This window comes from Streptomyces sp. NPDC087215 (assembly GCF_044744885.1).
GTDB lineage: Bacteria > Actinomycetota > Actinomycetes > Streptomycetales > Streptomycetaceae > Streptomyces.
Genome location: NZ_JBIUZD010000024.1, coordinates 41757 through 65286, shown reverse-complemented (window position 1 = coordinate 65286; position 23530 = coordinate 41757). Strand labels below are relative to the sequence as shown.

General features: G+C 72.5%; 26 protein-coding genes. 9 read left to right on the top strand and 17 right to left on the bottom strand.

Going from position 1 to position 23530, the window contains the following annotated elements; all coding sequences use genetic code 11:
- Window positions 1–226: 226 nt before the first annotated feature.
- From ACIO92_RS32940 to ACIO92_RS32930, 3 genes are all read left to right on the top strand, one after another.
- Window positions 227–2194: an RICIN domain-containing protein gene (locus ACIO92_RS32940; protein WP_366445214.1), complete on the top strand. Its 1968-nt coding sequence runs from the start codon at window positions 227–229 to the stop codon at window positions 2192–2194.
- A 251-nt stretch (window positions 2195–2445) separates the two neighbouring features.
- Entirely contained in the window at window positions 2446–2841 is a 396-nt protein-coding gene (locus ACIO92_RS32935) for a helix-turn-helix transcriptional regulator (RefSeq protein WP_366445215.1), read from the top strand.
- Window positions 2842–2907: 66 nt separating this feature from the next.
- The gene (locus tag ACIO92_RS32930) at window positions 2908–3324 is read left to right on the top strand and encodes a VOC family protein (RefSeq protein ID WP_366445216.1); all 417 of its coding nucleotides are present in this window, start codon (window positions 2908–2910) and stop codon (window positions 3322–3324) included.
- Here ACIO92_RS32930 and ACIO92_RS32925 read toward each other — a convergent pair.
- Window positions 3302–3823, bottom strand: coding sequence for a hypothetical protein (locus ACIO92_RS32925; RefSeq protein WP_366445217.1), 522 nt, complete (start codon window positions 3821–3823; stop codon window positions 3302–3304). The two genes, ACIO92_RS32930 and ACIO92_RS32925, sit on opposite strands and share 23 nt — an antisense overlap.
- A gap of 361 nt (window positions 3824–4184) precedes the next feature.
- Between ACIO92_RS32925 and ACIO92_RS32920 the strand changes: the two genes are divergently transcribed.
- On the top strand, window positions 4185–4670 hold the full coding sequence (locus ACIO92_RS32920; RefSeq protein WP_366445218.1) for a MarR family winged helix-turn-helix transcriptional regulator: 486 nt from the start codon (window positions 4185–4187) through the stop codon (window positions 4668–4670).
- A gap of 219 nt (window positions 4671–4889) precedes the next feature.
- Window positions 4890–6383, top strand: a complete 1494-nt coding sequence (locus tag ACIO92_RS32915) for an MFS transporter (protein WP_402284180.1) — start codon at window positions 4890–4892, stop codon at window positions 6381–6383.
- Window positions 6384–6569: 186 nt separating this feature from the next.
- Here the strand turns inward: ACIO92_RS32915 and ACIO92_RS32910 are convergent, their stop codons facing one another.
- The 3 genes from ACIO92_RS32910 to ACIO92_RS32900 all read right to left on the bottom strand — a co-directional run bounded on the left by ACIO92_RS32910 (window position 6570) and on the right by ACIO92_RS32900 (window position 10263).
- Entirely contained in the window at window positions 6570–8546 is a 1977-nt protein-coding gene (locus ACIO92_RS32910; protein ID WP_402284182.1) for a HelD family protein, read from the bottom strand.
- 95 nt (window positions 8547–8641) lie between these two features.
- The gene (locus tag ACIO92_RS32905) at window positions 8642–9373 is read right to left on the bottom strand and encodes a TetR family transcriptional regulator (RefSeq protein WP_402284207.1); all 732 of its coding nucleotides are present in this window, start codon (window positions 9371–9373) and stop codon (window positions 8642–8644) included.
- 161 nt (window positions 9374–9534) lie between these two features.
- On the bottom strand, window positions 9535–10263 hold the full coding sequence (locus tag ACIO92_RS32900) for a TetR/AcrR family transcriptional regulator (protein WP_366445271.1): 729 nt from the start codon (window positions 10261–10263) through the stop codon (window positions 9535–9537).
- Between the two features lie 310 nt (window positions 10264–10573).
- On the opposite strand from ACIO92_RS32900, the gene ACIO92_RS32895 reads away from it, so the two are divergent.
- Window positions 10574–11593, top strand: a complete 1020-nt coding sequence (locus tag ACIO92_RS32895) for an ATP-binding cassette domain-containing protein (protein WP_366445221.1) — start codon at window positions 10574–10576, stop codon at window positions 11591–11593.
- Window positions 11586–12365, top strand: a complete 780-nt coding sequence (locus tag ACIO92_RS32890) for an ABC transporter permease (RefSeq protein ID WP_366445222.1) — start codon at window positions 11586–11588, stop codon at window positions 12363–12365. The genes ACIO92_RS32895 and ACIO92_RS32890 overlap by 8 nt, the downstream gene beginning before the upstream one ends.
- 45 nt (window positions 12366–12410) lie before the next feature.
- Here ACIO92_RS32890 and ACIO92_RS32885 read toward each other — a convergent pair whose 3' ends face one another.
- Together ACIO92_RS32885 and ACIO92_RS32880 are read right to left on the bottom strand one after the other, a co-directional pair.
- Complete coding sequence (locus ACIO92_RS32885; RefSeq protein ID WP_366445223.1) at window positions 12411–13673, bottom strand: GNAT family N-acetyltransferase; 1263 nt, start codon at window positions 13671–13673, stop codon at window positions 12411–12413.
- Window positions 13674–13843: 170 nt separating this feature from the next.
- The gene (locus tag ACIO92_RS32880) at window positions 13844–14458 is read right to left on the bottom strand and encodes an ABC transporter substrate-binding protein (RefSeq protein WP_366445224.1); all 615 of its coding nucleotides are present in this window, start codon (window positions 14456–14458) and stop codon (window positions 13844–13846) included.
- A gap of 139 nt (window positions 14459–14597) precedes the next feature.
- Between ACIO92_RS32880 and dtd the strand changes: the two genes are divergently transcribed.
- Window positions 14598–15023 carry a D-aminoacyl-tRNA deacylase gene (gene dtd, locus ACIO92_RS32875; RefSeq protein ID WP_366445225.1) on the top strand — a complete coding sequence of 142 codons (426 nt, stop codon included), beginning with the start codon at window positions 14598–14600 and terminating at the stop codon, window positions 15021–15023.
- Between the two features lie 124 nt (window positions 15024–15147).
- On the opposite strand, the gene ACIO92_RS32870 is transcribed toward dtd, so the two are convergent.
- From ACIO92_RS32870 to ACIO92_RS32845, 6 genes are all read right to left on the bottom strand, one after another.
- Window positions 15148–16128: a folate-binding protein gene (locus ACIO92_RS32870; protein ID WP_366445226.1), complete on the bottom strand. Its 981-nt coding sequence runs from the start codon at window positions 16126–16128 to the stop codon at window positions 15148–15150.
- Window positions 16129–16137: 9 nt separating this feature from the next.
- On the bottom strand, window positions 16138–16575 hold the full coding sequence (locus tag ACIO92_RS32865; protein ID WP_366445227.1) for a Fur family transcriptional regulator: 438 nt from the start codon (window positions 16573–16575) through the stop codon (window positions 16138–16140).
- Between the two features lie 69 nt (window positions 16576–16644).
- A complete protein-coding gene (locus ACIO92_RS32860) occupies window positions 16645–17217 on the bottom strand; it encodes an FABP family protein (RefSeq protein ID WP_351793995.1) in 573 nt (190 codons plus the stop codon).
- A 228-nt stretch (window positions 17218–17445) separates the two neighbouring features.
- On the bottom strand, window positions 17446–18453 hold the full coding sequence (locus tag ACIO92_RS32855) for a hypothetical protein (protein WP_402284187.1): 1008 nt from the start codon (window positions 18451–18453) through the stop codon (window positions 17446–17448).
- On the bottom strand, window positions 18450–19241 hold the full coding sequence (locus ACIO92_RS32850) for a hypothetical protein (protein ID WP_366445229.1): 792 nt from the start codon (window positions 19239–19241) through the stop codon (window positions 18450–18452). The genes ACIO92_RS32855 and ACIO92_RS32850 overlap by 4 nt, the downstream gene beginning before the upstream one ends.
- On the bottom strand, window positions 19238–20077 hold the full coding sequence (locus ACIO92_RS32845; protein ID WP_402284189.1) for a hypothetical protein: 840 nt from the start codon (window positions 20075–20077) through the stop codon (window positions 19238–19240). Before ACIO92_RS32845 ends, ACIO92_RS32850 begins: the two co-directional genes overlap by 4 nt.
- A gap of 103 nt (window positions 20078–20180) precedes the next feature.
- On the opposite strand from ACIO92_RS32845, the gene ACIO92_RS32840 reads away from it, so the two are divergent.
- Complete coding sequence (locus ACIO92_RS32840) at window positions 20181–20543, top strand: DsrE family protein (RefSeq protein WP_351793984.1); 363 nt, start codon at window positions 20181–20183, stop codon at window positions 20541–20543.
- 134 nt (window positions 20544–20677) lie between these two features.
- Here ACIO92_RS32840 and ACIO92_RS32835 read toward each other — a convergent pair whose 3' ends face one another.
- The 5 genes from ACIO92_RS32835 to ACIO92_RS32815 form a co-directional block, all read right to left on the bottom strand.
- Window positions 20678–20965: a DUF3099 domain-containing protein gene (locus ACIO92_RS32835; RefSeq protein WP_366445231.1), complete on the bottom strand. Its 288-nt coding sequence runs from the start codon at window positions 20963–20965 to the stop codon at window positions 20678–20680.
- A gap of 97 nt (window positions 20966–21062) precedes the next feature.
- Window positions 21063–21350, bottom strand: a complete 288-nt coding sequence (locus tag ACIO92_RS32830; RefSeq protein WP_017242395.1) for a DUF1416 domain-containing protein — start codon at window positions 21348–21350, stop codon at window positions 21063–21065.
- A 33-nt stretch (window positions 21351–21383) separates the two neighbouring features.
- Window positions 21384–22229 carry a sulfurtransferase gene (locus ACIO92_RS32825; protein WP_366445232.1) on the bottom strand — a complete coding sequence of 282 codons (846 nt, stop codon included), beginning with the start codon at window positions 22227–22229 and terminating at the stop codon, window positions 21384–21386.
- Between the two features lie 158 nt (window positions 22230–22387).
- Complete coding sequence (locus ACIO92_RS32820) at window positions 22388–22468, bottom strand: putative leader peptide (RefSeq protein WP_351515640.1); 81 nt, start codon at window positions 22466–22468, stop codon at window positions 22388–22390.
- Window positions 22469–22720: 252 nt separating this feature from the next.
- Complete coding sequence (locus ACIO92_RS32815) at window positions 22721–23407, bottom strand: DUF2993 domain-containing protein (protein WP_366445233.1); 687 nt, start codon at window positions 23405–23407, stop codon at window positions 22721–22723.
- Between the last annotated feature and the right edge of the window lie 123 nt (window positions 23408–23530).

Here is a 23530-nt window from a genome sequence, read left to right as displayed (position 1 = left end):
GACAGAACCCCTCGACAAGGTTCATCGTCCCAGCTCAGAAGGCACTTTCGCGTTGCCGCACAGAAATCGGCCCCGCACCAAGTGAAACGGCGAGGTAAGGGTTCGCCCGGGAGGGGTTCGCCCGTAGGGATGCCGTCAGGGGTCGTACGGATGGCGTCAACAGGCCGGGAAGCGGCGGATCCGCCGACCTAGCATCCAGCTCTCTTGAGAAAAGGATGCCCCTGACATGAAACCCCTGTCCCGCCTCAAACGTGCTCTGGCCTGCGGGATCGCGGCCGTAGCCGTGGTCGGCGGTCTGGCCGCGCCCGCCCAGGCCGCACCGGCGCCCGGATTCCCCGTGGACAAGACCTGCGGCACCCCGGCCGTGCCCGGCGGCGGCAACTGCATGACCTCGTTGATCACCTCCGCCTTCGACGTCATCAAGCTCATGCGCGGCGCCGCCAACAACAACAAGCTGGACAACGCCGAGTTCACCCAGAACACGGCGGCGAAGCTCAGCGAGAAGTTCCCCGGGTTCAACGTCCTGGTGTTCAAGACCGTCGGTACCGACCTGTACGAGACCGAGTGGTTCAGGAACGAGCACAAGGCCGACATGAAGGGGGTGCTGCTCGACACCACGTACAAGCTCAACCACTTCATGGACAAGGACAAGAAGGAGCCCTCCGGCTACGACACCTTCCGGATCTGGGTCTTCCAGGGCGACTCGACGTTCCGCAACCGGGGCGACGGCGGGTACATGAACTGGGCGTTCGTCGGCCACGACAGCGACACCGTCAAGAAGGAGCCGTGGACCTGCCGGTCGGGCACCGCCCGGCCCTACAAGTGCGACGGCGACGTCCGCACCCTGCACTTCCCCGCGCGGTCCGGCTACGCGGGCAGGACCGGCAGCCTGACCCCCGACTCCAGCAGGCCCGGCTACCACGCCTGTCTGGACGTCAGCGGCAACGGCACCGCGAACGGCACCCCCGTACAGATGTGGGAGTGCAACGGCGGCGACGCGCAGAAGTGGACCTACAACGGCTACAAGCTCCGCGCGGCCAACGGCAAGTGCCTCGACCTGGCGGGCAACAAGACCGCCAACGGGACCAAGCTCCAGGTCTGGGACTGTCTGGAGATCCCCGGCCAGCGCTGGCACATGTCGCCCAGCGGCGGCTTCCGGCACTTCACCGAGCTCGACGACCGCTCCAAGGACGTCTGCGTCGACAACGTGAACGCCCAGACCGGCAACGGCGGCACGGTCGCCGGCTGGTCCTGCGGCTCCGAGACCACCCGGGACGCCCCCAACCAGAACTGGGCCTGGGGCGGCACCCCGCCGACCACGGACCCGACCACACCCGGCAACGGTGACGGCACCTGGGCGTTCCTGAAGCTGTCCAACGGACTGGGCGCCCTCCCGGTCAACGGCTCCGCCGGAGCGTCGGTCGTCCCCGGCATCCGGGGCGGCAACGAGTCCAAGTGGAAGATCGCCTCCGTGGGCGGTGGCCGCTACCGCATCACCAGCTCCTACGGCCTCGACCTCACCGAGAACACCAGCAGCTACATGGCCGAGCTCCAGCCGTGGAGCGGCTCCTCCAAGCAGAAGTGGGAGCTCTACCCGGTCGGCGGCGGCAAGTACCAGATCCGGATCTCCGCCGACGACTGCCTCGCCCACAGCTCCGACTTCAAGCAGCTCGGCGTGTGGACCTGCGAGCGCGGCTGGAAGCAGGAGTGGGAGCTGGAGTCCTCCTCCGGCGGCGTGATCACGCCGACCGACCCGACGACCCCGACGAACCCGGGCGGCGGCGGCTCCGGCCCCTCCGTCCCGACCGACCGGCCGCTGTTCCTGAAGCTCGCCAACGGTCTGGGCGCGACCTCGCCCAACGAGACCGCGAGCTGGGGCGCGCCGATCCTGGGCGGCATCCTCGGGTACAAGGGGTCCACCTGGACGATCAAGTCCCTGGGCGGAGGCCGCCACCGGATCGTCAACGACCTCGGCTACAACCTCACCATGAACCCCGACACCTACGTCGCCGAGCAGCAGGCGTGGGGTGACACCTCCAACCAGAAGTGGCAGTTCGTCAGCCTCGGCGGCGGCAAGTACCAGATCCGGATCTCCGCCGACGACTGCCTCACCCACGACTCCGACCACAAGCAGCTCGGCGTGTGGACCTGCGAGGGCGGCTGGAAGCAGGAGTGGTCCTTCCAGCAGCGCTGACGACCGGCCTCGGACGGACCGCGCCCACGACGGAGCGGGGGGACGCCTGTCCCTCCGGCCCCCGGGTCGTACGGGTTCCCCGGGGGCGGCCCCGGGGAACCCGTACGGTCGCCCCCGTAAGGTCGCCCCCGTACGGTCCGGGGCCTCGCCTGGTCGGGGGAGCACCGGCCCGGGGGCGTACGCCCCCGGTCTCCCTCGTACGCGTCCGGCGGCGCCGTGCCCCTGTCGTACCCCCGTGCCATCCTGGGGGCGTGACGCTGGAGGATCTCGTACGGCTGCGGCGGGCCCGGGACACGATGGACCGGGACTACGCGCTGCCGCTCGACGTGCCCGCGCTCGCCGCCGTCGCCCTGATGTCGACCGGGCACTTCGCCCGCAGCTTCCGCGCCGCCTACGGCGAGACGCCGTACGCCTATCTGATGACCCGGCGGGTCGAGCGGGCGAAGGCGCTGCTCCGGCGGGGCGATCTGAGCGTCACGGAGGTCTGTTTCGCCGTCGGGTGCACCTCGCTCGGCTCGTTCAGCTCCCGTTTCACCGAGCTGGTGGGCGAATCGCCGTCCGCCTACCGGGCGCGCCCGCACGACGACGGGGCGACCGTTCCCGCGTGCGTCGCCAAGGTCCACACCCGGCCCGTACGGAACCGGTGACGGGCCCCGCGCATCCGGTCAGGATCGGAGAAGCGAAATCCTCCGGCCCCCCGTAGCTTCGAAGGCATGGACATCAAGCTCTCGCAGTGTTTCATCGCCGTCGACGACCACGACAAGGCCCTCGCCTTCTACCGCGACGCCCTCGGTCTGGAGGTGCGCAACGACGTCGGTTTCGAGGGGATGCGCTGGGTGACCGTCGGATCGCCCGAGCAGCCGGACGTGGAGATCGTTCTCGAACCGCCGCTCGCCGACCCCAACGCCGCTCCCGCCGACCGGCAGGCCATGGCCGAGCTGCTCGCCAAGGGGATGCTGCGGGGCGTGATCTTCTCCACCGAGGACGTCGACGCCACCTTCGAACGGGTCCGCGCGGCAGGCGGCGAAGTCCTCCAGGAACCGGTCGACCAGCCGTACGGCGTCCGCGACTGCGCGTTCCGCGACCCGGCGGGCAACATGCTCCGCTTCACCCAGCCCAGCAGCTCCTGACGGACCCCGCCCGGCGGCCCGGCCAGTCCGCGAGCGCCGCGAAGTCCGCGCGGGTGAGCCCCTGTCCGGGGTCCACCCGGCGGAGCAGGGCGGGCCCCGGGTGGTGGCCGTCGACCCACGCCCGGTCCGCCGGGCCGATCTCGTCGTCGACCCAGGCGAACGGCCGCCCCGCCGCCCACGCGACCAGCACCGGCGTCTTCCAGTGCACACCCCCGCCGGGACCGGGGCCGTCGTCCGGCCATCGGACGACGGGCAGCGGGGGCAGTCCGAGCCGGGGCGCCACCCAGGCGTTCGCGTCGTCCTCCCAGGTCGTCGCCCACACCAGCTCGTACGGGAGCGCCGCCAGCCTCGGCCCCCGCGCGGGATCGAGCCGGGCGAGGAGGGGGCTCACCGAGGCGGGCGGTGCGGGCGGATACGTCGGATGAGGCGTACCGCCCCTCTCTCCGAAGGGGATCAGCGGTCCGTCCACGTCCAGGAAGAGCAGGGGCGTCGGGGGCATCCCCCCATCCTGACCCAGCGGTCCCCGGCTCCGCCCCGTGAGGGAGGCTCCTGTCCCGTGAGGGCGGCGACCGCCCGTAGGGGGTGGCCCTGCCCGTAAGGGAGGCGACCGTCCCGTAGGAGTGCCCCTTGCCCGTAGGGGAAGCGACCGTCCCGTAAGGGTGCCCCCTGCCCGTAGGGGAAGCGACCGTCCCGTAAGGGTGCCCCTGCCCGTACGGGACGCCCCGCCCCGTGGAGAGACCTCCTCCCGCGGGACCCGCCCCGCGAGGGATCCGCCCGGCCCCCGCGGGCAGGGCGCGCCCCTCCGCTTTCCGATGATCCGTGACGGATCGATCGGGGCCGGTGCTGTCAGACTGGAACGCATGACTGCCATGGCGCCCGCACGCACCGAGCCCGATCTTTCGTATCTTCTCGACCACACCAGTCATGTCCTGCGGACGCGGATGGCGGCGGCGCTCGGGACGATCGGGCTGACCGCGCGGATGCACTGCGTCCTCGTGCACGCCCTGGCGGAGGAGCGGACGCAGGCGCAGCTCGCGGAGCTCGGGGACATGGACAAGACCACCATGGTCGTCACCGTGGACGCCCTGGAGAAGGCCGGGCTGGCCGAGCGGCGGCCGTCGAGCACGGACCGGCGGGCCCGGATCATCGCCGTGACGGAGGCGGGCGCGAAGGTCGCCCACAAGAGCCAGAAGATCGTCGACGGCGTCCACGAGGAGGCCCTCGGCGCCCTCCCGGACGAGGAGCGCGCGGTTCTGCTGCGGGCCATGAACCGGCTGGTCACCGGGCATCTGGCGAGTCCCGTCGAGAGCCCGACCCCGGCCCGCCGGGCGCGTCAGCGCGGCTAGACGGCCGCCCTTCCGGGCCTTCGCCGACAGCCCGCAGGGCCCGGAAGGGCCCGCCCGGCACCCCGAATCAGCCCGTGCGGCACCCCGAATCCCCACCCGTACGACCCCGCCTCCCCCTCACCTCCGAACACCTCGAGATTGATCCCGTAAAAAATAGTCTGCAACAAAACCTTCTGCTAGCGTCACTCCTGTTGGCTCCCCCGAACAGGAGTGACCCCCATGCCCACGCCCGCCCCCGCGCCCTCCCCCTCCCACAGGACCGCCCTCGGCGTCCTCGCCACCGGGATGCTCATGACCGTCCTGGACGGCAGCATCGTCACCGTGGCCATGCCCGCCATCCAGAGCGACCTCGGCTTCACCCCCACCGGCCTCAGCTGGATCGTCAACGCCTACCTCATCGCCTTCGGCTCGCTCCTCCTCCTCTCCGGCCGCCTCGGCGATCTCGTCGGGCGCAAGCGCCTGTTCCTCATCGGCACCGCGCTCTTCACCGGCGCCTCCCTCCTCGCCGGGGCCGCCACCTCCCCCGGCGTGCTCGTCGCCGCCCGCTTCCTCCAGGGCGTCGGCAGCGCGCTGTCCTCCGCCGTCGGCCTCGGCATCCTCGTCACGCTCTTCACCGCGCCCCGCGAACGCGCCCGCGCCATCGCCGTGTTCAGCTTCACCGGCGCCGCGGGCGCCTCCCTCGGCCAGGTCCTCGGCGGGGTCCTCACCGACGCCCTCACCTGGAACTGGATCTTCCTGATCAACCTGCCCATCGGCGTCGCCACCCTCCTCGTCGCCCTGCGCGCCCTCCCCGCCGACCGGGGTCTCGGACTCCGCGCCGGAGCCGACGTCCTCGGCGCGCTGCTCGTCACCGCCGGGCTCGTGACCGGGATCTACGCGGTCGTCACGATCGAGGAGTACGGGGCTGGTTCGGCGCACACCCTCGGCCTCGGCGCCCTCGCGCTCGCCCTCCTCGCCGGTTTCCTGGTCCGTCAGGCACGGACCCCGCACCCGCTCATGCCGCTGCGCGTCCTGCGCTCCCGCAGTGTCGCCGGGGCCAACGCCGTCCAGATGCTGATGGTCGCCGCACTCTTCTCCTTCCAGGTCCTCGTCGCCCTCTACCTGCAGAAGGTCCTCGGTTACGGAGCCACCGGCACCGGTCTGGCGATGCTGCCGGCCGCCGTCGTCATCGGCGCCGTCTCGCTCGGCGTCTCCGCCCGGCTCATCACCCGCTTCGGCGAACGGAACGTCCTGCTCACCGGCCTCCTGATGCTCGTCGGGGTCCTCGGTCTGCTGGTCCGCGTCCCCGTCCACGCCTCGTACGTGACGGATCTCCTGCCCGTGATGCTGCTCGCCGCCGGGTTCGGTCTCGCGCTCCCCGCCCTCACCGGGCTCGCCATGTCCGGCACCGAGGACGCCGACGCGGGCCTGGCCTCCGGGCTCTTCAACACCACCCAGCAGATCGGCATGGCCCTCGGTGTCGCCGTCCTCTCCACCCTGGCCGCGGGCCGCACCGCGTCCCTCACCGAGGCGGGCCGCTCCCCCGCCGAGGCCCTGACCGGCGGCTACCACCTCGCCTTCGGCACCGGCGCCGTACTCCTCCTCCTCGCCCTCCTCCTCGCCCTCACCGTCCTTCGCCGCCCGACCACCGCGCGGGGGGACGACCGGGGGGACAGCCGGGAGGACGGGCGGGAGGGAACCCATCGGGAGGCCCTCGCGGCAAAGGCCCCGTGAGGGCGGGCCGAGGCGGCTGCGGCGGGGGATACAGATAGCGCTGGTACCTACGCCTCCCGGATCAGATAGTGCCGGTACCTACGACCTCTCGCTCAGATATCGCCAGTACCCATCCCCCACCCCATCAGACAGATACCGCCCCTACCCATCCCACCCACCCACCCACCGATCAGATCCCGCCGCTATCTACCCCAGCCACCCCGGCAGTTCCTCCTGGTGCACCAGCGTCAGACGGGACACCGCGCGGGTGAGGACCACGTAGAGTCGGTTGGCGCCCCGGGGTTCGGCGGCGAGGATCGCGGCCGGTTCGACCACGACGACGTGGTCGAACTCCAGCCCCTTGGCGTCCCGGGCGGCCAGTACGGTCACACGGCCGGACCGCCCGGGGCCGCCCGACGGCACCGCCTCCCCCACCGGGCCGAGGAGCGCGTCGGAGGTGATCACTCCCACCGAGCCCTCCGCCGCGAGCGCCTCGCGCACGGCCTGTCGGGCCGCGGTCGGCAGATCCGTCGCCCGGCGGACCGTCACCTCGCCGTCCCGGCGGACGGACCGGCCCGCCGGGACGTCCGCGCCCAGGTGCGGCAGGAGCCGGTTGGCGAGGTCCACGATCACCGAGGGCACCCGGTGGCCGAGGGTCAGCGGCACCACGGGCGCCCCGGCCTTGCCCAGGTGGGCGAGCTGTTCGTGCCAGTCGCGGGCGGCCCACGGGGTGGTGCCCTGGGCCAGGTCCCCGAGGACGGTGAGCGAACCGAACGCGGTGCGGCGGGCGACGGCCCGGCACTCCATGGGCGAGAGGTCCTGTGCCTCGTCGACGACGACGTGGCCGTAGCTCTCGGGCCGCTCGATCAGCCCCGCGAGTTCGTCGAGGAGAACCAGGTCGGCGGCGGTCCACCGCGCCGAACGGTACGAGCGGGGCGGCCGTTCCCAGCGGAGCGCGGCCCGCTCGGTCTCCGTCAGGTCCGGGTCGCGGGGGTCCGCGAGGAAGCCCGCGAGGACCTCTTCCGGGACCGCCTTCGGCCAGCACGCGTCGAGGAGGGCGGTGACCGCGCGGGCCCGTTCGATCCGGCGGGCCCAGGCCGCGCCCATGGGGCCGGAGCGGCGCTCGGCGCGCAGTTGGAGGGCCCGTACGACCCGGGCGCGGACCCGTTCGCGGCCCGTCGCGTAGGGCGGGGCCTCCGCCCGCACCCCGCTGACGATCCCGGCGAGCAGTTCGGCGGGCAGCCGCCAGCGGTACGAGCCGTCCGGCACGGCGAGGTCCTCCGCGGGGGCCGGATCGACCCTGCCGTACAGCGCGCGGCGCAGCACCCCCGCCATCCGGACGTCGTGCTTGGTCCGGGCGGCGGCCTCGCCGTCCTCGGCGCGGACCGGGTGGCGGGCGATCTCGTCGGCGAGGGTGGCCTGCCGGACCCCGGTCTCGCCGAGCGCGGGCAGCACCTCGGAGATGTACGCGAGGAACGCGCGGTGCGGCCCGAGGACGAGGAGCCCGGAGCGGCGGACGCGCTGCGGATGCGTGTAGAGCAGGTACGCGGCCCGGTGCAGGCCCACGGCGGTCTTGCCGGTGCCGGGCGCGCCCTGCACGCACAGGGAGGCGGCCGGGTCGGAGCGCACGAGGTCGTCCTGCTCGGGCTGGATGGTGGCGGCGATGTCCCGCATGGGCCCCACCCGGGGCCGTTCGATCTCCCCGGCGAGCAGGGCGCTGACGGTGACCGCCCCGCCCGCCGCGAGCTGTTCGTCCTCCAGCGCGGTGAGGTCCTCGGAGGCGCCCGCGCTGTACGGGGCCCAGCCGAAGCGGCGGCGGCGCAGGACGCCCTGCGGGTCGTGGGCGCCCGCCTGGTAGTAGGCGCGGGAGACGGGGGCGCGCCAGTCGACGACGAGCGGCGGGGCGGCGGGGTCCTCCGCGATCCGGCGGCGGCCGATGTGGTGGACCTGGCCGTCCTCGCGGTCGAGACGGCCGAAGAACAGCGGGCCGGGCGGCTGCTCGCGCATCTCCTCGGCACGGCTCCGCAGATGCCGGCCGAGGGCTTCGGCGTCGGCCCCGGAGGCGGCGGTGTCCTCACCCGTGACGACCTGTTCCGCCACGTCCTCGGTCATACGGGCCAGGGCGGCACGGCAGGCGTCGTGGTGGGCGCGTTCACGGGCGAGATCGAGGTCGAGTGACGTCATTCCACCCAGCCTAACGGAAAGCGTTACTGGGTTACGTTTTTTACTTGTTCACGGAATCGGGCGCCGCTCTGCGTACGACAGCCCCTCCCGCGACCTCAGTACGGCAGTCCCTCCCGCAGCGCGCGGAAGGCTCGACCGGCGGCGGCGACCGCGTCCGCCTCGATCGCGTCGGCGGTCTCCCCGGCCGCGATCCGGGCGGTGTTCTCCTCGGCGAGGAGCTGGAGCACGGCCACGATCTGCCCGGCTGCGAGCCGCGCGCCGAGCCGGTCGGCACGGGCGGGACCCTCCGGCCGCCCGGCGTCCACCGCCACCGCAGCCGCAGCCGCCGCCGAAGGCGCGCCACTGAGGAGCGCCTCCGCGAGGGCCGTCTCCCACCCCGTCCGGTACGCGTGGAGGCGGGCGACCAGGGCGGGGGTGCCGTACAGCAGCCGGAGGTACGCCAGGACCGCCGGGTGGTCGCAGAGTCCGGTGACGGGGTCGCGCCGGGCCAGCCCGTCGAGCAGGTGCGCGTACAGCGCGTCGAGCGGCGCCGTACCGGACCGGAGCCCGGCGGCCACCACCCGGGCCGACTCGCCCTCGTGGTCGGCGAACCGGTGGAGGACCAGGTCCTCCTTGGCGGGGAAGTACCGGAAGAGGGTCGGCTTCGAGACCTCGGCGGCGGCGGCCACCTCGGCGACCGACACGGCGTCGAAGCCCCGCTCCAGGAAGAGCGCGACGGCCGCCTCCGACAGGGCCCGCCGGGTGCGCTCCTTCTTCCGCTCGCGCAGCCCGGGGGGCGCGGGGGCCTCAGGACCGGACGGGGGCGACGAAGACGGCGAGGGCGGCAGGACCTCGGGGGCCTTTCCTCCGGAAGGCGGCGGTGACACCTCGGGGTTCTTTCCTCCGGAAGGTCGCGGTGACACCTCGGGGGACCTCCTTCCGGACGGCGACGGCGACGGCGGGCCCCCGGCGCGCTTCCCTCCGGACGGCGACGGCGTCCGCGAGGGCGTCACGAGGCCCCGCCCTCGACCAGCACCGCGACCCCGTCGAGGATCCGGGCGAGACCGAAGCGGAAATCGAACTCCGGCTCGTCGGAGTCGTCCATCACCCCCGAGTCCAGCATCCGGGCCACCTGCGGGTACCGCTCGGGGTCGGTGAGCCGCCGCAGGGTGCGGCTGTACCGGGTGAGGACGTCCTCGGGGTCCCCCGCGCTCGCGGCGACCGCGTCAGCGAGGTCGGCCATGACCACGGCGTCGTTCCGGACGAAGCCGCCGACCAGCAGGGTCACCGAGATCTTGGCGCCCTCGTCGAGGCCGGTGCTCTCCAGGGCGGCGAGCGCCGCCTCCCACCAGGCGACCACGTTCGGGGTCGCGGGCGGCCCCGAGACGGGGAGCCGCAGCATCCAGAGGTTCCGGTGGTAGACCTCGCGCATCGCCCAGGCCCAGGCCTCGACGCCCGCGCGCCAGTCCGCGCCGGGCACGCCGAGGTCGGGCGGGGCGCCGGTGGCCGCCTCCTGCATGAGCACGTACAGCTCGTTCTTGGCGGAGACGTACCGGTAGAGCGACATCGTCGAGACGCCGAGCTCCTTGGCGATCCGGCCCATGGAGACGGCGCCGATGCCCTCCGTCGAGGCGAGGGAGACGGCCGCGCCGACGATCCGGTCCAGGGTCAGACCGGGCTTGGGGCCTTTGGAGGGACGCTCCCGGAGCCCCCAGGCCGCCTCGACGGCCGGCGGCAGGAAGGTCCCACCACCACTGCCCCCACCAGCACCGGCACCGGCACCAGCACCAGCACCAGCACCAAGACGGCCACCTCCGCCCCCAGCCCTACCACCGGCACCACCGGCACCACCGGCACCAAGGCGGCCGACGCCCCCGCCCTCACCGCCGCCACCGCTCGTCCCTCGCTCGCCGTCCTTCACAACCCGCCGCCTCCCGGCCACCTCGCTCGCTTGACGTCCATCCTAGTAATGCGTAACCCTTACACAGTAACGCGTACGACATACGCAGTACGCCGTTCCGTCCTGCCCACGAGCCCAAGGAACAGCCATGCCTCCGGCCGTAGAAGCCACCGGACTCACCAAGAACTACGGGGCCGTCCGCGTCCTCGACGCCCTCGACCTGCGGGTCGAGCACGGCACCGTCTTCGCCCTCCTCGGCCCCAACGGCGCCGGGAAGACCACCACCGTCCGCATCCTCTCCACGCTCACCGCGCCCGACGCCGGGCACGCCCGCGTGGCCGGGCACGACGTCGTCACCGAGCGCCCCCTGGTCCGCCGGGCGATCAGCCTCACCGGGCAGTACGCCGCCGTCGACGAGACCCAGACCGGCGCCGAGAACCTGCGGACCGTGGCCCGGCTCTCCGGACTCTCCCGCCGCGCCGCCGCGCGCCGCACCACCGAACTCCTCGAACGGTTCCGGCTCACGGACGCGGCCGACCGGCTCGCGAAGACCTACTCGGGCGGGATGCGCCGCCGCCTCGACCTGGCCGCCGGACTCGTCCGCGACCCCGGTACGACCCGGGTGATGTTCCTCGACGAGCCGACCACCGGGCTCGACCCGCGCAGCCGCCAGGAGCTCTGGGAGGCGGTCCGCGAACTGTCCGGCACCGGCACGACGGTCTTCCTCACCACCCAGTACCTGGAGGAGGCCGACCGGCTCGCCGACCGCGTCGCGGTCCTCGGCGGGGGCCGCACCCTCGCCGAGGGCACCCCGACGGAACTGAAGGACCGTTACGCCGCCCATCGCCTCGACCTCGTGGCACATGGAGAAGAGAGCTATCTACGGCTCACCGCCCACCAGCACCCGGCGCCCGTCCTGCGCGACCCCGCGAACCGGACCCTCGGCATCCGCACCGACGGCAGCGCCGCCCACGTCCGGGCACTGCTCGACGCGTACGACCCCGGGCGGCGGGACATCACCCGCTTCGCCCTGCACACGGCGACGCTCGACGACGTCTTCCTGAACCTGACGGCGGAGACGCCGGGGTCGGGCCCCACCGGAAACACCACCCGGACCACCGCCACCACCACCGCCACCACTGGCGACAAGGAGCACACCCGTGTCTGACAGCCTCTCGGGCTCCCTCTCCGGCGGGTTCACCGCCGCGCACACCCTCGCCGGGCGCGGCATCCGGCTCAGCCGCCGCAATCTGGACGCGGTCATCACCTCGTTGATGATGCCGATCATGCTGATGCTGGTCTTCGTCTACTTCTTCGGCGGAGCCATCGACACCGGCACCCGGTACGTCACCTACGTGGTCCCCGGCGTCCTCGTCCTCTGTGCCGGATTCGGCTCGGCGGGCACCGCCGTCTCCGTCAGCGAGGACATGCGGCGCGGGGTCGTGGACCGCTTCCGCACCCTCGACGTCGGCGGGACGCCGTTCCTCGCCGGGCACGTCGCCGCCGCCGTCACCCGGAACGCGCTGTCCACCGCGCTCGTCCTCGGCGTCGCCTTCCTCATCGGCTTCCGCCCCGCCGCCACGCCCGGCGGCTGGCTCGCCGCGATCGGTCTGCTGCTCGCCTACATCACGGCCGTCTCCTGGCTGTCGGCGGCCGTGGGCCTGGTGACGAGGACGGCGGAGGCCGCCGGGGCGGTCACCTTCTTCATGATGTTCCTGCCCTACCCGAGCAGCGCGTTCGTCCCCATCGAGACGATGCCCGGCTGGCTGCGCGGCTTCGCCGAACACCAGCCGGTCACCCCGCTGGTCGAGTCCATGCGGGGACTGCTGCTCGACCAGCCGGTGGGCGACTCCCCCTGGATCGCGCTGGCGTGGTGCGGCGGACTGCTCGGCCTGGCGGTCGCCGCGTCGGGGCTCCTCTTCCGCCGCAGGACCCGCTGAATCCGGCCCAGAGCACCCGCCGGACCCCCTACGGGACCGGGCCGCTCAGAAGATGTCGGGCGAGAAGGCCCGCAGCGGGGTGTGGAACAGCAGATCGGCGCGGGCCGCCGCGCCGGGCGTCAGCTCGTCGACGAGCCCCAGGCGGGCGAGGCGTACGGCGGACTCGTCGCCGAACGCGAGGGCACCCAGGTGCGCCACGTCGAAGGCGAGATCGGCGGACCGGGTCGTCCGGACGCAGGAGGCCCCGCCGGGGGAGGCGTCCAGCAGGTACCGCCCGCCGGTGAAGCCGCCCGCCTCCCCGGTCGCGTACCCGTCCCGCACATCGAGCACCAGACCGTCCGTGACGGGGTACGTACGGCCCTCCAGGACCCGTACGGCGTCCAGGACACGGACCCAGAGCATGTCCGCGTGCGTCAGGACGCGGGCGGCGCGCCGGTCCGGCAGCAGCGAGGGCAGCGGGTCGTCGGGCGCCCGGTAGCCGGAGCGGACCGTGGAGATCCAGTCGACGGAGCAGACGTACTGCCACAGGGCCCGCTCGGCGGCGGGGGTGGCGGCGATCAGGTCCCGCACCTTCGCGGTGTTCACGGGCTGCTTGGCGTCGTCCCACCGCTCGTCGACGGTGTAGGCGACATACCCCTCGACCGCCCCGGACTCCGTCCGGTACACCGCGTAGTACGGCTCCTGCCAGGGCTCGCTCTGCACGGCGGCACCGGTGCCGTTGTCCCAGTCGCGCGGGGTGCGCGCGGTGACGCCCGCCCGGACGCCCATGAACGCGCGGTGCACGTCGGGGCCGATCCCGCGGATCTCGTCGGCGTCGGTCAGATCGATCCTGCCGCCGTCCTCCGGGCGGCCCGAGCGGCGCGGGTCGAGCCCGGCTACGCGCAGGTCCACGCTCCACTCGGCGATCGAGCTCGCCACGCCGAACCCGAAACGGCCGTAGATCGGGTACTCGGCGGCTATCAGGGTCGCCAGGGCGTCGCCCCGCTCCTTCGCGGCGATCAGATCGGTGGACATCATCCGGCTGAGCAGTCCGCGCCTGCGGTGCGTCGGGGAGACCGTGACCTGGGTGATCGCGTCGGCGGTGAGGGTCCCGCCGCCGACCGTGCTGACCTCCTGCCGGAACGAGCGGAAGGTGGCGACGGTCCGCCCCCGGTCGTAGGCGCCGAGGGTCCGGGTGAGGTCGACGTGCGGGAGCCGGTCGGCGACCTCCTCGTCGGAGACGACCGGCGGGCGGAGGAAACCGACCCGCAGGGCCCGCTGCCAGTCGGAGAACTCGGATTCCGCCACCGTGCGCACATCGACAGTCATGGCGCGACCCTACGCACGGCCCCCGTCCGGACGCACCCGGGTTTTCCCGCCGGGCCCGCCCCGTACGGGAAGACACGTACGGGAAGACACGTACGGGACAGCCGCTACGGGGCAACCCGTACGGGAAAGCGCCTGGGGGAAGGCACCCGCGGGCCGTACGGGAACTCCCGTCACGCCAGCAGGTCGTCGACCTGCGCCTCGCCCTCGCGGTAGCGGCGGGCGATCTCCGCGCTGCAGTCGTCGGCGGTCCGCTGGAGGCGCTGGCGGCACCGCGAGATCTGCTGCTCGTACCCGGCCAACCGGCCCATCCCCGCGTGCAGTTCGTCGTCCGTGCGGGCCGTCAGGTCCGACAGCTCGACCTCCGAGAGCATGTCGGCAGCGAGCCGCCGGTACTCCTCGTTGCGGGGCGTCGACATGGTCACGTGCCGGGCCGAGGTGCGGTGCCGCGAGGGCACGTCGGCGAGGATCTCGGACAGCCGGTCGAGGACCGGCGTCTCCGGGTCGGTCCGCCGCGCCAGTTCGGCCCGCAGGATGTCGATCCGGCCCTGGAGCATCCGGCGGACATAGCTCAGGTCCGCCTCGTCGCTCTGCGCGTCCCGGCGCAGCGCCCGCAGTTCGGGCAGCCGCAGCGCGCCGAGCTCCGGCTCGGGCCGCTCGGGCGGGGCGGGCTCGGTGCTCCGCTGGGCGGGCGGGCGGGCGGCCTGTCCCGGTCCACCGCCCCGGGTTCCGGCGCGGAACAGCGGTACGGGGCCGGACGGCGTCGGCCCGGTGCCAGGTGCACTCATGAGATTCGTTCCCCTCGACCGGTGCGGAGCGCACCGCCTGACACGCATGGTGCCACTCCTCCTCGTGCGCGTGCAGTCGCTCTGCACCCGTTCGGCCCCTCCTCCGCCGGACTCGGGACCGCTGGGTAGGTTGGGGCGTATGCGTGCAGTGGTGCAGAGGGTGGACGGCGCGAGCGTCGTCGTCGCAGGGGAGACCGTCGGTGGGATCACCGGCGAGGGCTTGTGCGTGCTCGTCGGGGTGACCCATGACGACACCCCGGAGAAGGCCGCCCAATTGGCCAGAAAGCTCTGGTCCGTCCGGGTACTGGCCGACGAGAAGTCATGCTCCGACGTGAACGCGCCGCTGCTCGTGATCTCCCAGTTCACCCTCTACGGAGACGCCCGCAAGGGCCGCCGCCCCACCTGGAACGCGGCTGCCCCCGGTCCCGTCGCCGAACCCCTCGTGGACGAGGTCGTGGCCCGGCTGCGGGAACTGGGGGCGCACGTGGAGACGGGCCGCTTCGGAGCGGACATGCGCGTCTCGCTCACGAACGACGGCCCGTTCACGGTCCTGATCGAGGTCTGACGCCCCGGGTCCGGGCGCCCCACGAAGGCGAGGCGCCCGGCCCGTACGACCGACCGGCCCGAACCGCACGACCGACCGGCCCGTCCCGACCGTACGGCCGCCCGGGACGCCCACGGCCCACGGCCTACGGCTCGACGACCGTCTCCTGCGCGGCGGCGGTCGTGCCCACGATCAGCGGGGCGTCGACCGGCACGTTCCGCTTGACCAGGGCCAGGGCGATCGGGCCCAGCTCGTGGTGGCGGACGGCGGTCGTCACGAAGCCGAGCTGACGCCCCTCCTCGCCGTCGGCGGCCAGCCGCACCGGGGCACCGTGCCCCGGCAGCAGCACCTCGCTGCCGTCCAGGTGCAGGAAGACGAGACGGCGCGGCGGCTTCCCCAGGTTCTGCACCCGGGCGACGGTCTCCTGCCCCCGGTAGCAGCCCTTCTGGAGGTGGACGGCGCTGCCGATGAGGCCGATCTCGTGCGGGATGGTCCGGTGGTCCGTCTCGAAACCGAGCCGGGGCCGGTGCGCCTCGACCCGCAGCGCCTCGTACGCGAGGATCCCGGCGGCCGGACCGTGCGCGGCGGCGAAGGACTCCAGCCCGGCGCGGGGCAGGAACAGATCACGGCCGTACGGGGTCTCCCGTACGGCGACGCCCTCGGGGGTCGCGGCGACGGAACCGGCCGGGAGGTGGACGACCGCGATGTCGTCCGTGCGGTCGGCGATCTCCACCCGGTAGAAGAACTTCATCGACTCCAGGTACCGGACGAGTTCGTCCCGGGTCCCCGGCTCCACGTGCGCCCACAGCGTCTCGCCGTCGTCGACGAGGTACAGGGCGTGCTCGATGTGTCCGTTGGCGGAGAGGATCAGCGCCTCGGTGGCCCGGCCGGGCACCAGGTCCGTCATGTACTGGGTGACGAGCAGGTGCAGCCAGCTCAGCCGGTCGTCACCGGTGACGGCGACGACGCCCCGGTGCGAGAGGTCGACGAACCCGCGCCCGTCGGCGAGGGCGCGCTGCTCACGGAACAGGTCGCCGTAGTGCGCGGCGACCCCTGCGTCATGGCCCTCGGCCGCTACGGCGCCGGGCAGGGACAGCAGAGGACTGATCGGGGAATGTCGCTCCATGGGAAGAGCCTACGACCCGGCGGCGGAGTCCTTCGCGGCGCAGTCCCCGCACCGCCCGAAGATCGCGAAGTGCTTCATGTCGGTCTCGAACCCGAAGGTCTCCCGGAGCTTCCCGGTGAACTCGGCGGCCACCTCGACGTCCGCCTCGATCACCCCGGAGCAGTCCCGGCACACCAGGTGCAGATGGTGGTGCCGGTCGGCGAGGTGGTAGGTGGGAGCCCCGTGCCCCAGATGGGCGTGGCTCACCAGGCCCAGCTCCTCCAGGAGCTCCAGGGTCCGGTACACGGTGGAGATGTTCACCCCGGAGGCGGTCCTGCGGACCTCGACCAGGATCTCGTCGGGCGTCGCGTGCTCCAGCGCGTCGACCGCCTCCAGGACAAGCTGACGCTGCGGCGTCAGCCGATAACCGCGCTGCCGCAGGTCGCTCTTCCAGTCGGTGCTCACCACGCCCCCAGTGTAGGAGGGCGCGGGGCCCGAGCCCAGGGCTCGGGCCCCGGGCCCGGCGTGCGTCCGGTTCTAGCGGAAGAACGCGATGCCGTCGTCCGGCAGGTCGCCGAGGTTGCGGGCCATCTCCGCGACCTCTTCCGGCGTGACGACCTTCTTCAGGTGCGCCGACATGTACGGGCGGAGCGGGACCTCGGGGGTCGCCTTCTCGCCGACCCACATGAGGTCGCTCTTGACGTAGCCGTAGAGGCGCTTCCCACCGGCGTACGGGCCCGAGGCCGCCGTCCGGGCGACGGCGTCCGTCGCCAGGTCGATCTGCGGCTTCTGGTCGGCGAGCTCGCCGTACCAGATCTCGACGATGCCCTGGTCACGGACCATGACGATCTCGACCTTGCGGTCCTTGTCGATCCGCCAGTAGCCGCTCTCGCTCTCCAGCGGGCTGACCTTGTTGCCCTCGTTGTCCAGCACCCAGGAGTGGGAGTGGTATTCGAGGAAGTCCCGGCCGTCGTGGCTGAACGTCACGGACTGGCCGAAGTTGCACTTCTCGGCGCCGGGGAAGTCCGCGACGCCCGCGCCCTCCCACGTACCGAGCAGGAACGCGAGGGGGACGAGGCCCGGGTTGAGGTCGGACGGGATCTCGATCATGAGCAGCTCTGGCGTTCTCTCGGAGGGGTTAGCGCTGGCCCTGGTACAGCTTCTTCACGGCCAGACCGGTGAAGGCGAGGACGCCGACACAGACCAGGACCAGCAGAGCTTCGAAGAAAATGATCACGGGGTGCTCCTCGGACGAGCGGTGAAGGCTGAACGGGCCGGACCCCAGCTTAGTGGGCGGGGGCCCGGCCCACTCGGTGAGGTGGGTCTCGCGGGCCCCGGCTAGCCGAGCAGCTGGTTCTGCAGGGTGGCGGTCTGCTGGAACGGCACCGCGAGCGACTCGCCCTTCCGGGTCTGGGTGATCAGCGCGAGGGTGTCCCCGGCCTGCACGTACGCCCAGCGGGTCTGCTCGGCGCCGTAGGGCTTCTTCTCGCGGTAGACGTACGCCCGCGTCTCGGGCACCTCCACGTCGTCCGCGAGCGTCTCGGGGACGGGGGTCTCCACCCCGAGGGGCAGCGCCTTCGGGCCGCTCGTGCCGTCCACCTCCAGAGCCGTGTCCCCGTACGACTCGGCGTACGCGACGGAGCTGAACCGGAGCAGGTGGATGCTGGTGCGGGTGCCGTCCGGCATGGTCCACCCCCGGGCGACGACGTGCCGCAGGGTGGAGTCCGACAGGCTCTTGCGGAGATCGCCCCGGAACTCCTCGCCGTAGAGGGAGAGGTACGCCTCCGTGGACACGAACCCGCCGTCCAGCTTCGGATCGGGCGTCGCACCGGCGGGCGCGGGCAGCAGCAGGGCGCGCGGGTCCGCGTGGTGGATCTCGCCGTCGTTGGCCGCGGTGAAGGGGCGGGGCTTGTCCGCGGGCAGCGCCGGGAGGACGAGCCGGGGGTACTCCCAGCGCCCGTCGCTCTCGGTCGCGAGTCCGGGGACCTCGTCCCGGTCGAGACCGGTGATCCCCAGGGCGGTCCCGGTGCCGACGCCGCCGCACACGACGACGGCGGCCGTCCAGCGGGCCACGGCCCACAGCACCCGCCGGGTCCGCCGGGGAGCCACGGGCCCGGCCGGCGTCTCGGCCGACCGCTCGGCCGACTGCTCGGTCGGCGTCTCGGTCGGCGTCTCGGCCGCAGGCCCGGCGTTCGCCTCGGCCACAGGCCCGGCCGGACGTTCAGGCGTGGGCTCGGGCGTGGGCATGAGCGTGGGCTCGGGCTCGGGCACGGGCGTGGGCGTCGGCTCCCCGGCCGGTCGCTCCGGTGCCCGCTCGGTCGTCTGCTCGGTCGTCTGCTCGGTCATACGTACTCCCCCGGGGACTCGATGTGGCGGATCTGCTTCCCGAGGAGGCCCGCCACGGCCTTGGTGTCGAGGGGCGGGATGCCGTACGCCGTGACGGTGACCATGACCTCGCCCTCGTACGCCACGCAGAGCACCTTCCGGAGCTCGGGGGTCCGGAACTCGTCGTCCGGCCCCTTCTCGGGCTTGGTGGGCTCGGGGCCCAGATGGCAGACGGCGTTCTTCGTGTGGCCCTCGATCTTCGGGCCCTTGTCCAGATCCAGGAGCTCGCCGAGGTCCTTCCGGATCTCGTAGAACTTCCGGACGGCCTTCCTGTCCTTCATCCGCAGGACGAGCACCTCCGCCTGGAGGCTGTTGTCCACCCGCGCGTACGAGCGCACGGCCATGCCCTGGACGCCGAGGGCGTCGACCGCCTTCTCGTAGGCGCGGCGCTCCTTGCCGTAGACGGTCCTGCTCGTCCGCTTGAAGAGGGCGGCCGCCGCCTTCCCGTCGAGCTCGCCGTCGTTGCCGTACTCGTCGATGTCGGAGCCGAGCACATAGCCGTCCGGCACCGGCAGCAGGAGCTTGCTCATCGGAGTGGAGGCACGGCCCCTGCCGATGTCCGCGGCGGGGTCCCCGGGGGTGGCGGTCGCGGTCGGGCGCTCCCATGCCACGGTGGGCGCCGTGCGGTCGGCCGCGTCGACGGTGACGGCGGTGTAGGCGACTCCGCCGCCCACGGCGCCGAGCACGAGGACGGCGATCAGGGTGTTCTTCAGGAGGCGGCGTGCGCGGCCCCCGGTCTTCTCGGTCACAGACGCCCCAGCTGCCGCTCGGCCAGCGAGCGGATCTCGTTCTTGGTGATCTTCCGTGTGTCGAACACGAGGATGGTGATGGCGATGTCACCGTGCTGGATGAAGGCACGGGCCTGGTGGAAGTCGAGGTATCCGGCCTTCCGCTCCACCGGGTAGACGAAGTAGCGCCCGTTCTCCGAGCCCTTCACGGGCTCCCCGAGCGAACCGGACCTCGCCTCGTCGATGGCGATGGCCTGCTGCCCCCGCACGTGCTCGTACGCGCCCATCCCGGACGAAGGGCGGTACTGGGCGAGCTCGATCTTGACCCGTCGGTTCTCGCCCGCGGACCACGTGCGCACGGCGATCCGCCGGATCTTCTGTTCGAGGTCGGACTCCAGTGCCCCGTCGGGCTGCGTGAAGCTGTCGGCGTAGTCGGCGAGCGACATCCAGCCGCCCTCGCCGCCGCGCGCCCCCTCGGGCTTCGGGAGCAGCAGTTTCCGCAGGTCGCCCTCGGCCTTCAGCTGGAGGTCCTCCTTCGCCGACAGCGGCTCCGGCTCCTGGCCCTTCGGCAGCGGCTTCGCCGGGTACGCGAGGCCCGGCTGGTTGAGGGCGGGCAGCGGGACCGGCGGACGCTCCGCCTGGACCCCGTATCCGACGGCCGTGCCGCCGACCACGCCGAGGACCGCCGCGACGGCGATCAGTCCGAGCGTCCGGAGCGGGCGGCGGCGTGGCCGCGCGGGCCGCTCCGGCGGTGTCGGCGCGTCCGCGTGCGGTGCCGGGGCGTCCGTACCCGGTGTCGGCGCGTCCGCGCGCGCTGTCGGCACATCCCCGTCCGGGATGTTCTCTTCGGTGTTCAAAAGTCCCCCCACGAGACCTGAAGCACGGATTCCGTTATCCGCGCACAGAGCAGACACACCAGGGGCGCGAGAGGTTGTGGCGGCTCGCATTACAGTTCGGTACATGGCGAAGAAGCTCGTGATCAAGGTGACCGCCGGGGCCGACGCCCCCGAACGCTGCTCGCAGGCCTTCACGGTCGCCGCCGTCGCGGTGGCCAGCGGCGTCGAGGTGTCGCTCTGGCTGACCGGCGAGTCCTCGTGGTTCGCCCTGCCGGGCCGGGCCGCCGAGTTCGAGCTGCCGCACGCCGCACCGCTGCCGGACCTGATCGACTCGGTCCTCGCGGCCGGGCGGGTCACGCTCTGCACCCAGTGCGCGACCCGGCGCGAGATCACCGAGGAGGACGTCCTGGACGGCGTCCGCATCGCCGGGGCGCAGGTCTTCGTGCAGGAGGCCATGGCCGACGGGACGCAGGCGCTCGTCTACTGACGCGGCGGGGCGAGGCCGCAGGGCCGTGGTGACGAAGCCAGGGGGCCCGTGGTGAGGAAGCGGCCCCGGGGAGGGCCGGGCGGCTCCCGGGAGGGACGAAGCGGCTCCGGCAGCCGGGCCGGGTCCGGCCCCCGCTACTCCTTCGGCCGTTTCTTCCCGTCGTTCCCGCCCCGGCCCTTCCCGTCGAGTTCGTCCCACCACTCGTCCGACTTCGGGTCCCCCGAGGGGTCGTCCCACCAGCGGTCCTCGGGACCCCTGCGGTTCGCCACGATCGCGGCGACCGGCGGGATGACCATGGCGACCACGCACATGCCGACGGCGGCGGGCACCGAGAAGAGGCGCACGACGGCCCAGGCGCCCACGAACAGGGCCAGACAGGCGCCCATCATCCAGAAGTAGACGTGCCGACGGCGTGCGTACACCTCTCCAGGGTACGACCGAAGGGCCGTGCCTCAAGTCCTGGAAATGGCGTCCAACCCCCCAGGAGGCACGGCCCTTCGGCCGGTTCGGTGTCGCGGGTCAGACCGCGATGGCGACCTCCGCGAGGCCACCCTTCTGCGCCACGACCTGACGGTCGGCGGTGCCGCCGGGAACCAGGGCGCGGACGGTCCACGTGCCCTCGGCCGCGTAGAAACGGAACTGGCCGGTGGCGGAGGTCGGGACCTCGGCCGTGAACTCACCGGTCGAGTCGAGGAGGCGGACGTAACCGGTGACGGGCTCGCCGTCCTTGGTCACGAAGCCCTGGATGGTGGTCTCACCGGGCTTGATCGTCGAGGCGTCGGGGCCGCCGGGCTGCGCTCCACACATGTCGTTCTGTCCTTACGGTCGAGGGGTCCGGGGTTACTTGCTGGCGCCGAGCTCGATCGGCACGCCGACGAGCGAGCCGTACTCGGTCCAGGAACCGTCGTAGTTCTTGACGTTCGTGACCTCGAGCAGCTCGTGCAGGACGAACCAGGTCAGCGCCGAGCGCTCACCGATGCGGCAGTAGGCGATGGTGTCCTTCGCCAGATCGACCTGCTCGTCCTCGTAGAGGGCCTTGAGCTCGTCGTCCGACTTGAAGGTGCCGTCGTCGTTGGCGTTCTTCGACCACGGGATGCTGCGGGCGCTCGGCACGTGGCCGGGGCGCTGCGACTGCTCCTGCGGGAGGTGCGCCGGGGCGAGCAGCTTGCCGGAGAACTCGTCGGGCGAGCGGACGTCGACCAGGTTCTGGACGCCGATCGCGGCCACGACGTCGTCGCGGAAGGCGCGGATCGAGGCGTCCTGGGGCTTGGCCTTGTACTCGGTGGCCGGGCGGGACGGGACGACGGAGCCGTCGACCAGGTCGCGGGAGTCGAGCTCCCACTTCTTGCGGCCGCCGTCGAGGAGCTTGACGTCCTGGTGGCCGTAGAGCTTGAAGTACCAGTAGGCGTAGGAGGCGAACCAGTTGTTGTTGCCGCCGTAGAGGACGACCGTCGTGTCGTTGCCGATGCCCTTGGCCGAGAGGAGCTTCTCGAAGCCCTCCTGGTCGATGAAGTCACGGCGGACCGGGTCCTGGAGGTCCTTGGTCCAGTCGATCCGGACGGCGTTGCGGATGTGGTTCTTCTCGTAGGCCGAGGTGTCCTCGTCGACCTCGACGAGGGCGACCTGCGGGTTGTCGAGGTTGGCCTCGACCCAGTCCGCGTCGACCAGGACGTCGCTGCGAGCCATGTTCGTTCTCCTCCGGGGCAGTGTGCGGCGGTGTGGTGCGGGTGTGACGGCGGTACGCGTCGTCGCGTCGGGACGTGCGTTACGGGCTGCGTACGGCTGCACGGGCGGCCCCGACCTCGGTCGGAGGGCCTGAGGAATACGGGAGTGGTGGGTCCCGCTCAGAAGGAGCGACAGAGCATGGCGGCGACGCGGCACAGATCGACTGCCCGCCGCTTCGTGAGATCCGCCTGTCGCTTCATGCCCTCGATCGTAGGGACGGACAGGCGGCCGTGTCACCGCCGTGTCGTATTTTGAGACGCGATCGTCCGAAGAGTGAGATGTGATCGCCACGAAAGTCGACTCCGGGCGCCTCCGCACCCAGGGTTCCGGTGGCGTTTCTACGGATCGGACAGCATCGTCTCAGCATGTGACCAATCGGTAGGTGCAGGGGGCAGCCGACCGCCCCGGGCCCGGTCGGACCCGGGGCGGTCGCGTCCCGGCACCCGCGCGGATCAGCCCGCCAGGACGACGTTCCGGCCGGTCACCGTGACCGCCAGGCCCTCCGGGCGCGGCTCGACCTTCGTCACCTTCATCCCGGCTATCGCGCCGATCGGGCGCTCGAAGTCGGTGCGCTGACGGACCAGGTCCTCGACGCCGGGGATGCCCTCGCCGGGCACCTCGTCGGCCCGGACCCTGATCGTGTCCCCGTTCACCACGCTCACCGTGGACACCACGGTGCGGGTCAGGGTGCGGCCCATCACCTCCACACCTCCGGTGACCTTCACCTTGCCGACGCCGCCGTAGCCCACGGTGGCCTGGCGTTCGGAGGCGGCCGTGAGGTCCGCGTACGAGATCAGGGCCGTCCCGCTCGCGGAGCCCGCCTTCGCGCCGGACCAGTCGCCGGTCACGGTCACGTCCCGCAGGGACACGGTCAGCTCGCCGATCCGGAGGTGCCGGTCGCCCGCCGTCGTCCGCACTCCGGACACCTTGACGTCGATCGCGTCGAACCGCTTGTCCGCGACCTGGGTGAGGAAGGGGAAGCCCTTGATGTCGACGTCCAGGGACTCGCTGGTCACGGCGGCGAGCTTCACCCGGCCCGCCGCCTCCGACTCCGCGTACGCCACGGCCAGCCGGTCGATCCCCACCAGGACCCCGCCCAGCACGACGGCCACGATCAACAGAATCCGCAGTGCTCGCATGGGTAGTGCGTCCCCCCGCATGGAAGTGGAAAACGGATGAAGTCCGGCCCCCCGACACGAAGACCGACGTGCCGGGGGGCCGGTTGGTTCCCGCCGGGGGCCCGGTTCAGGGCCTGGTCAGGG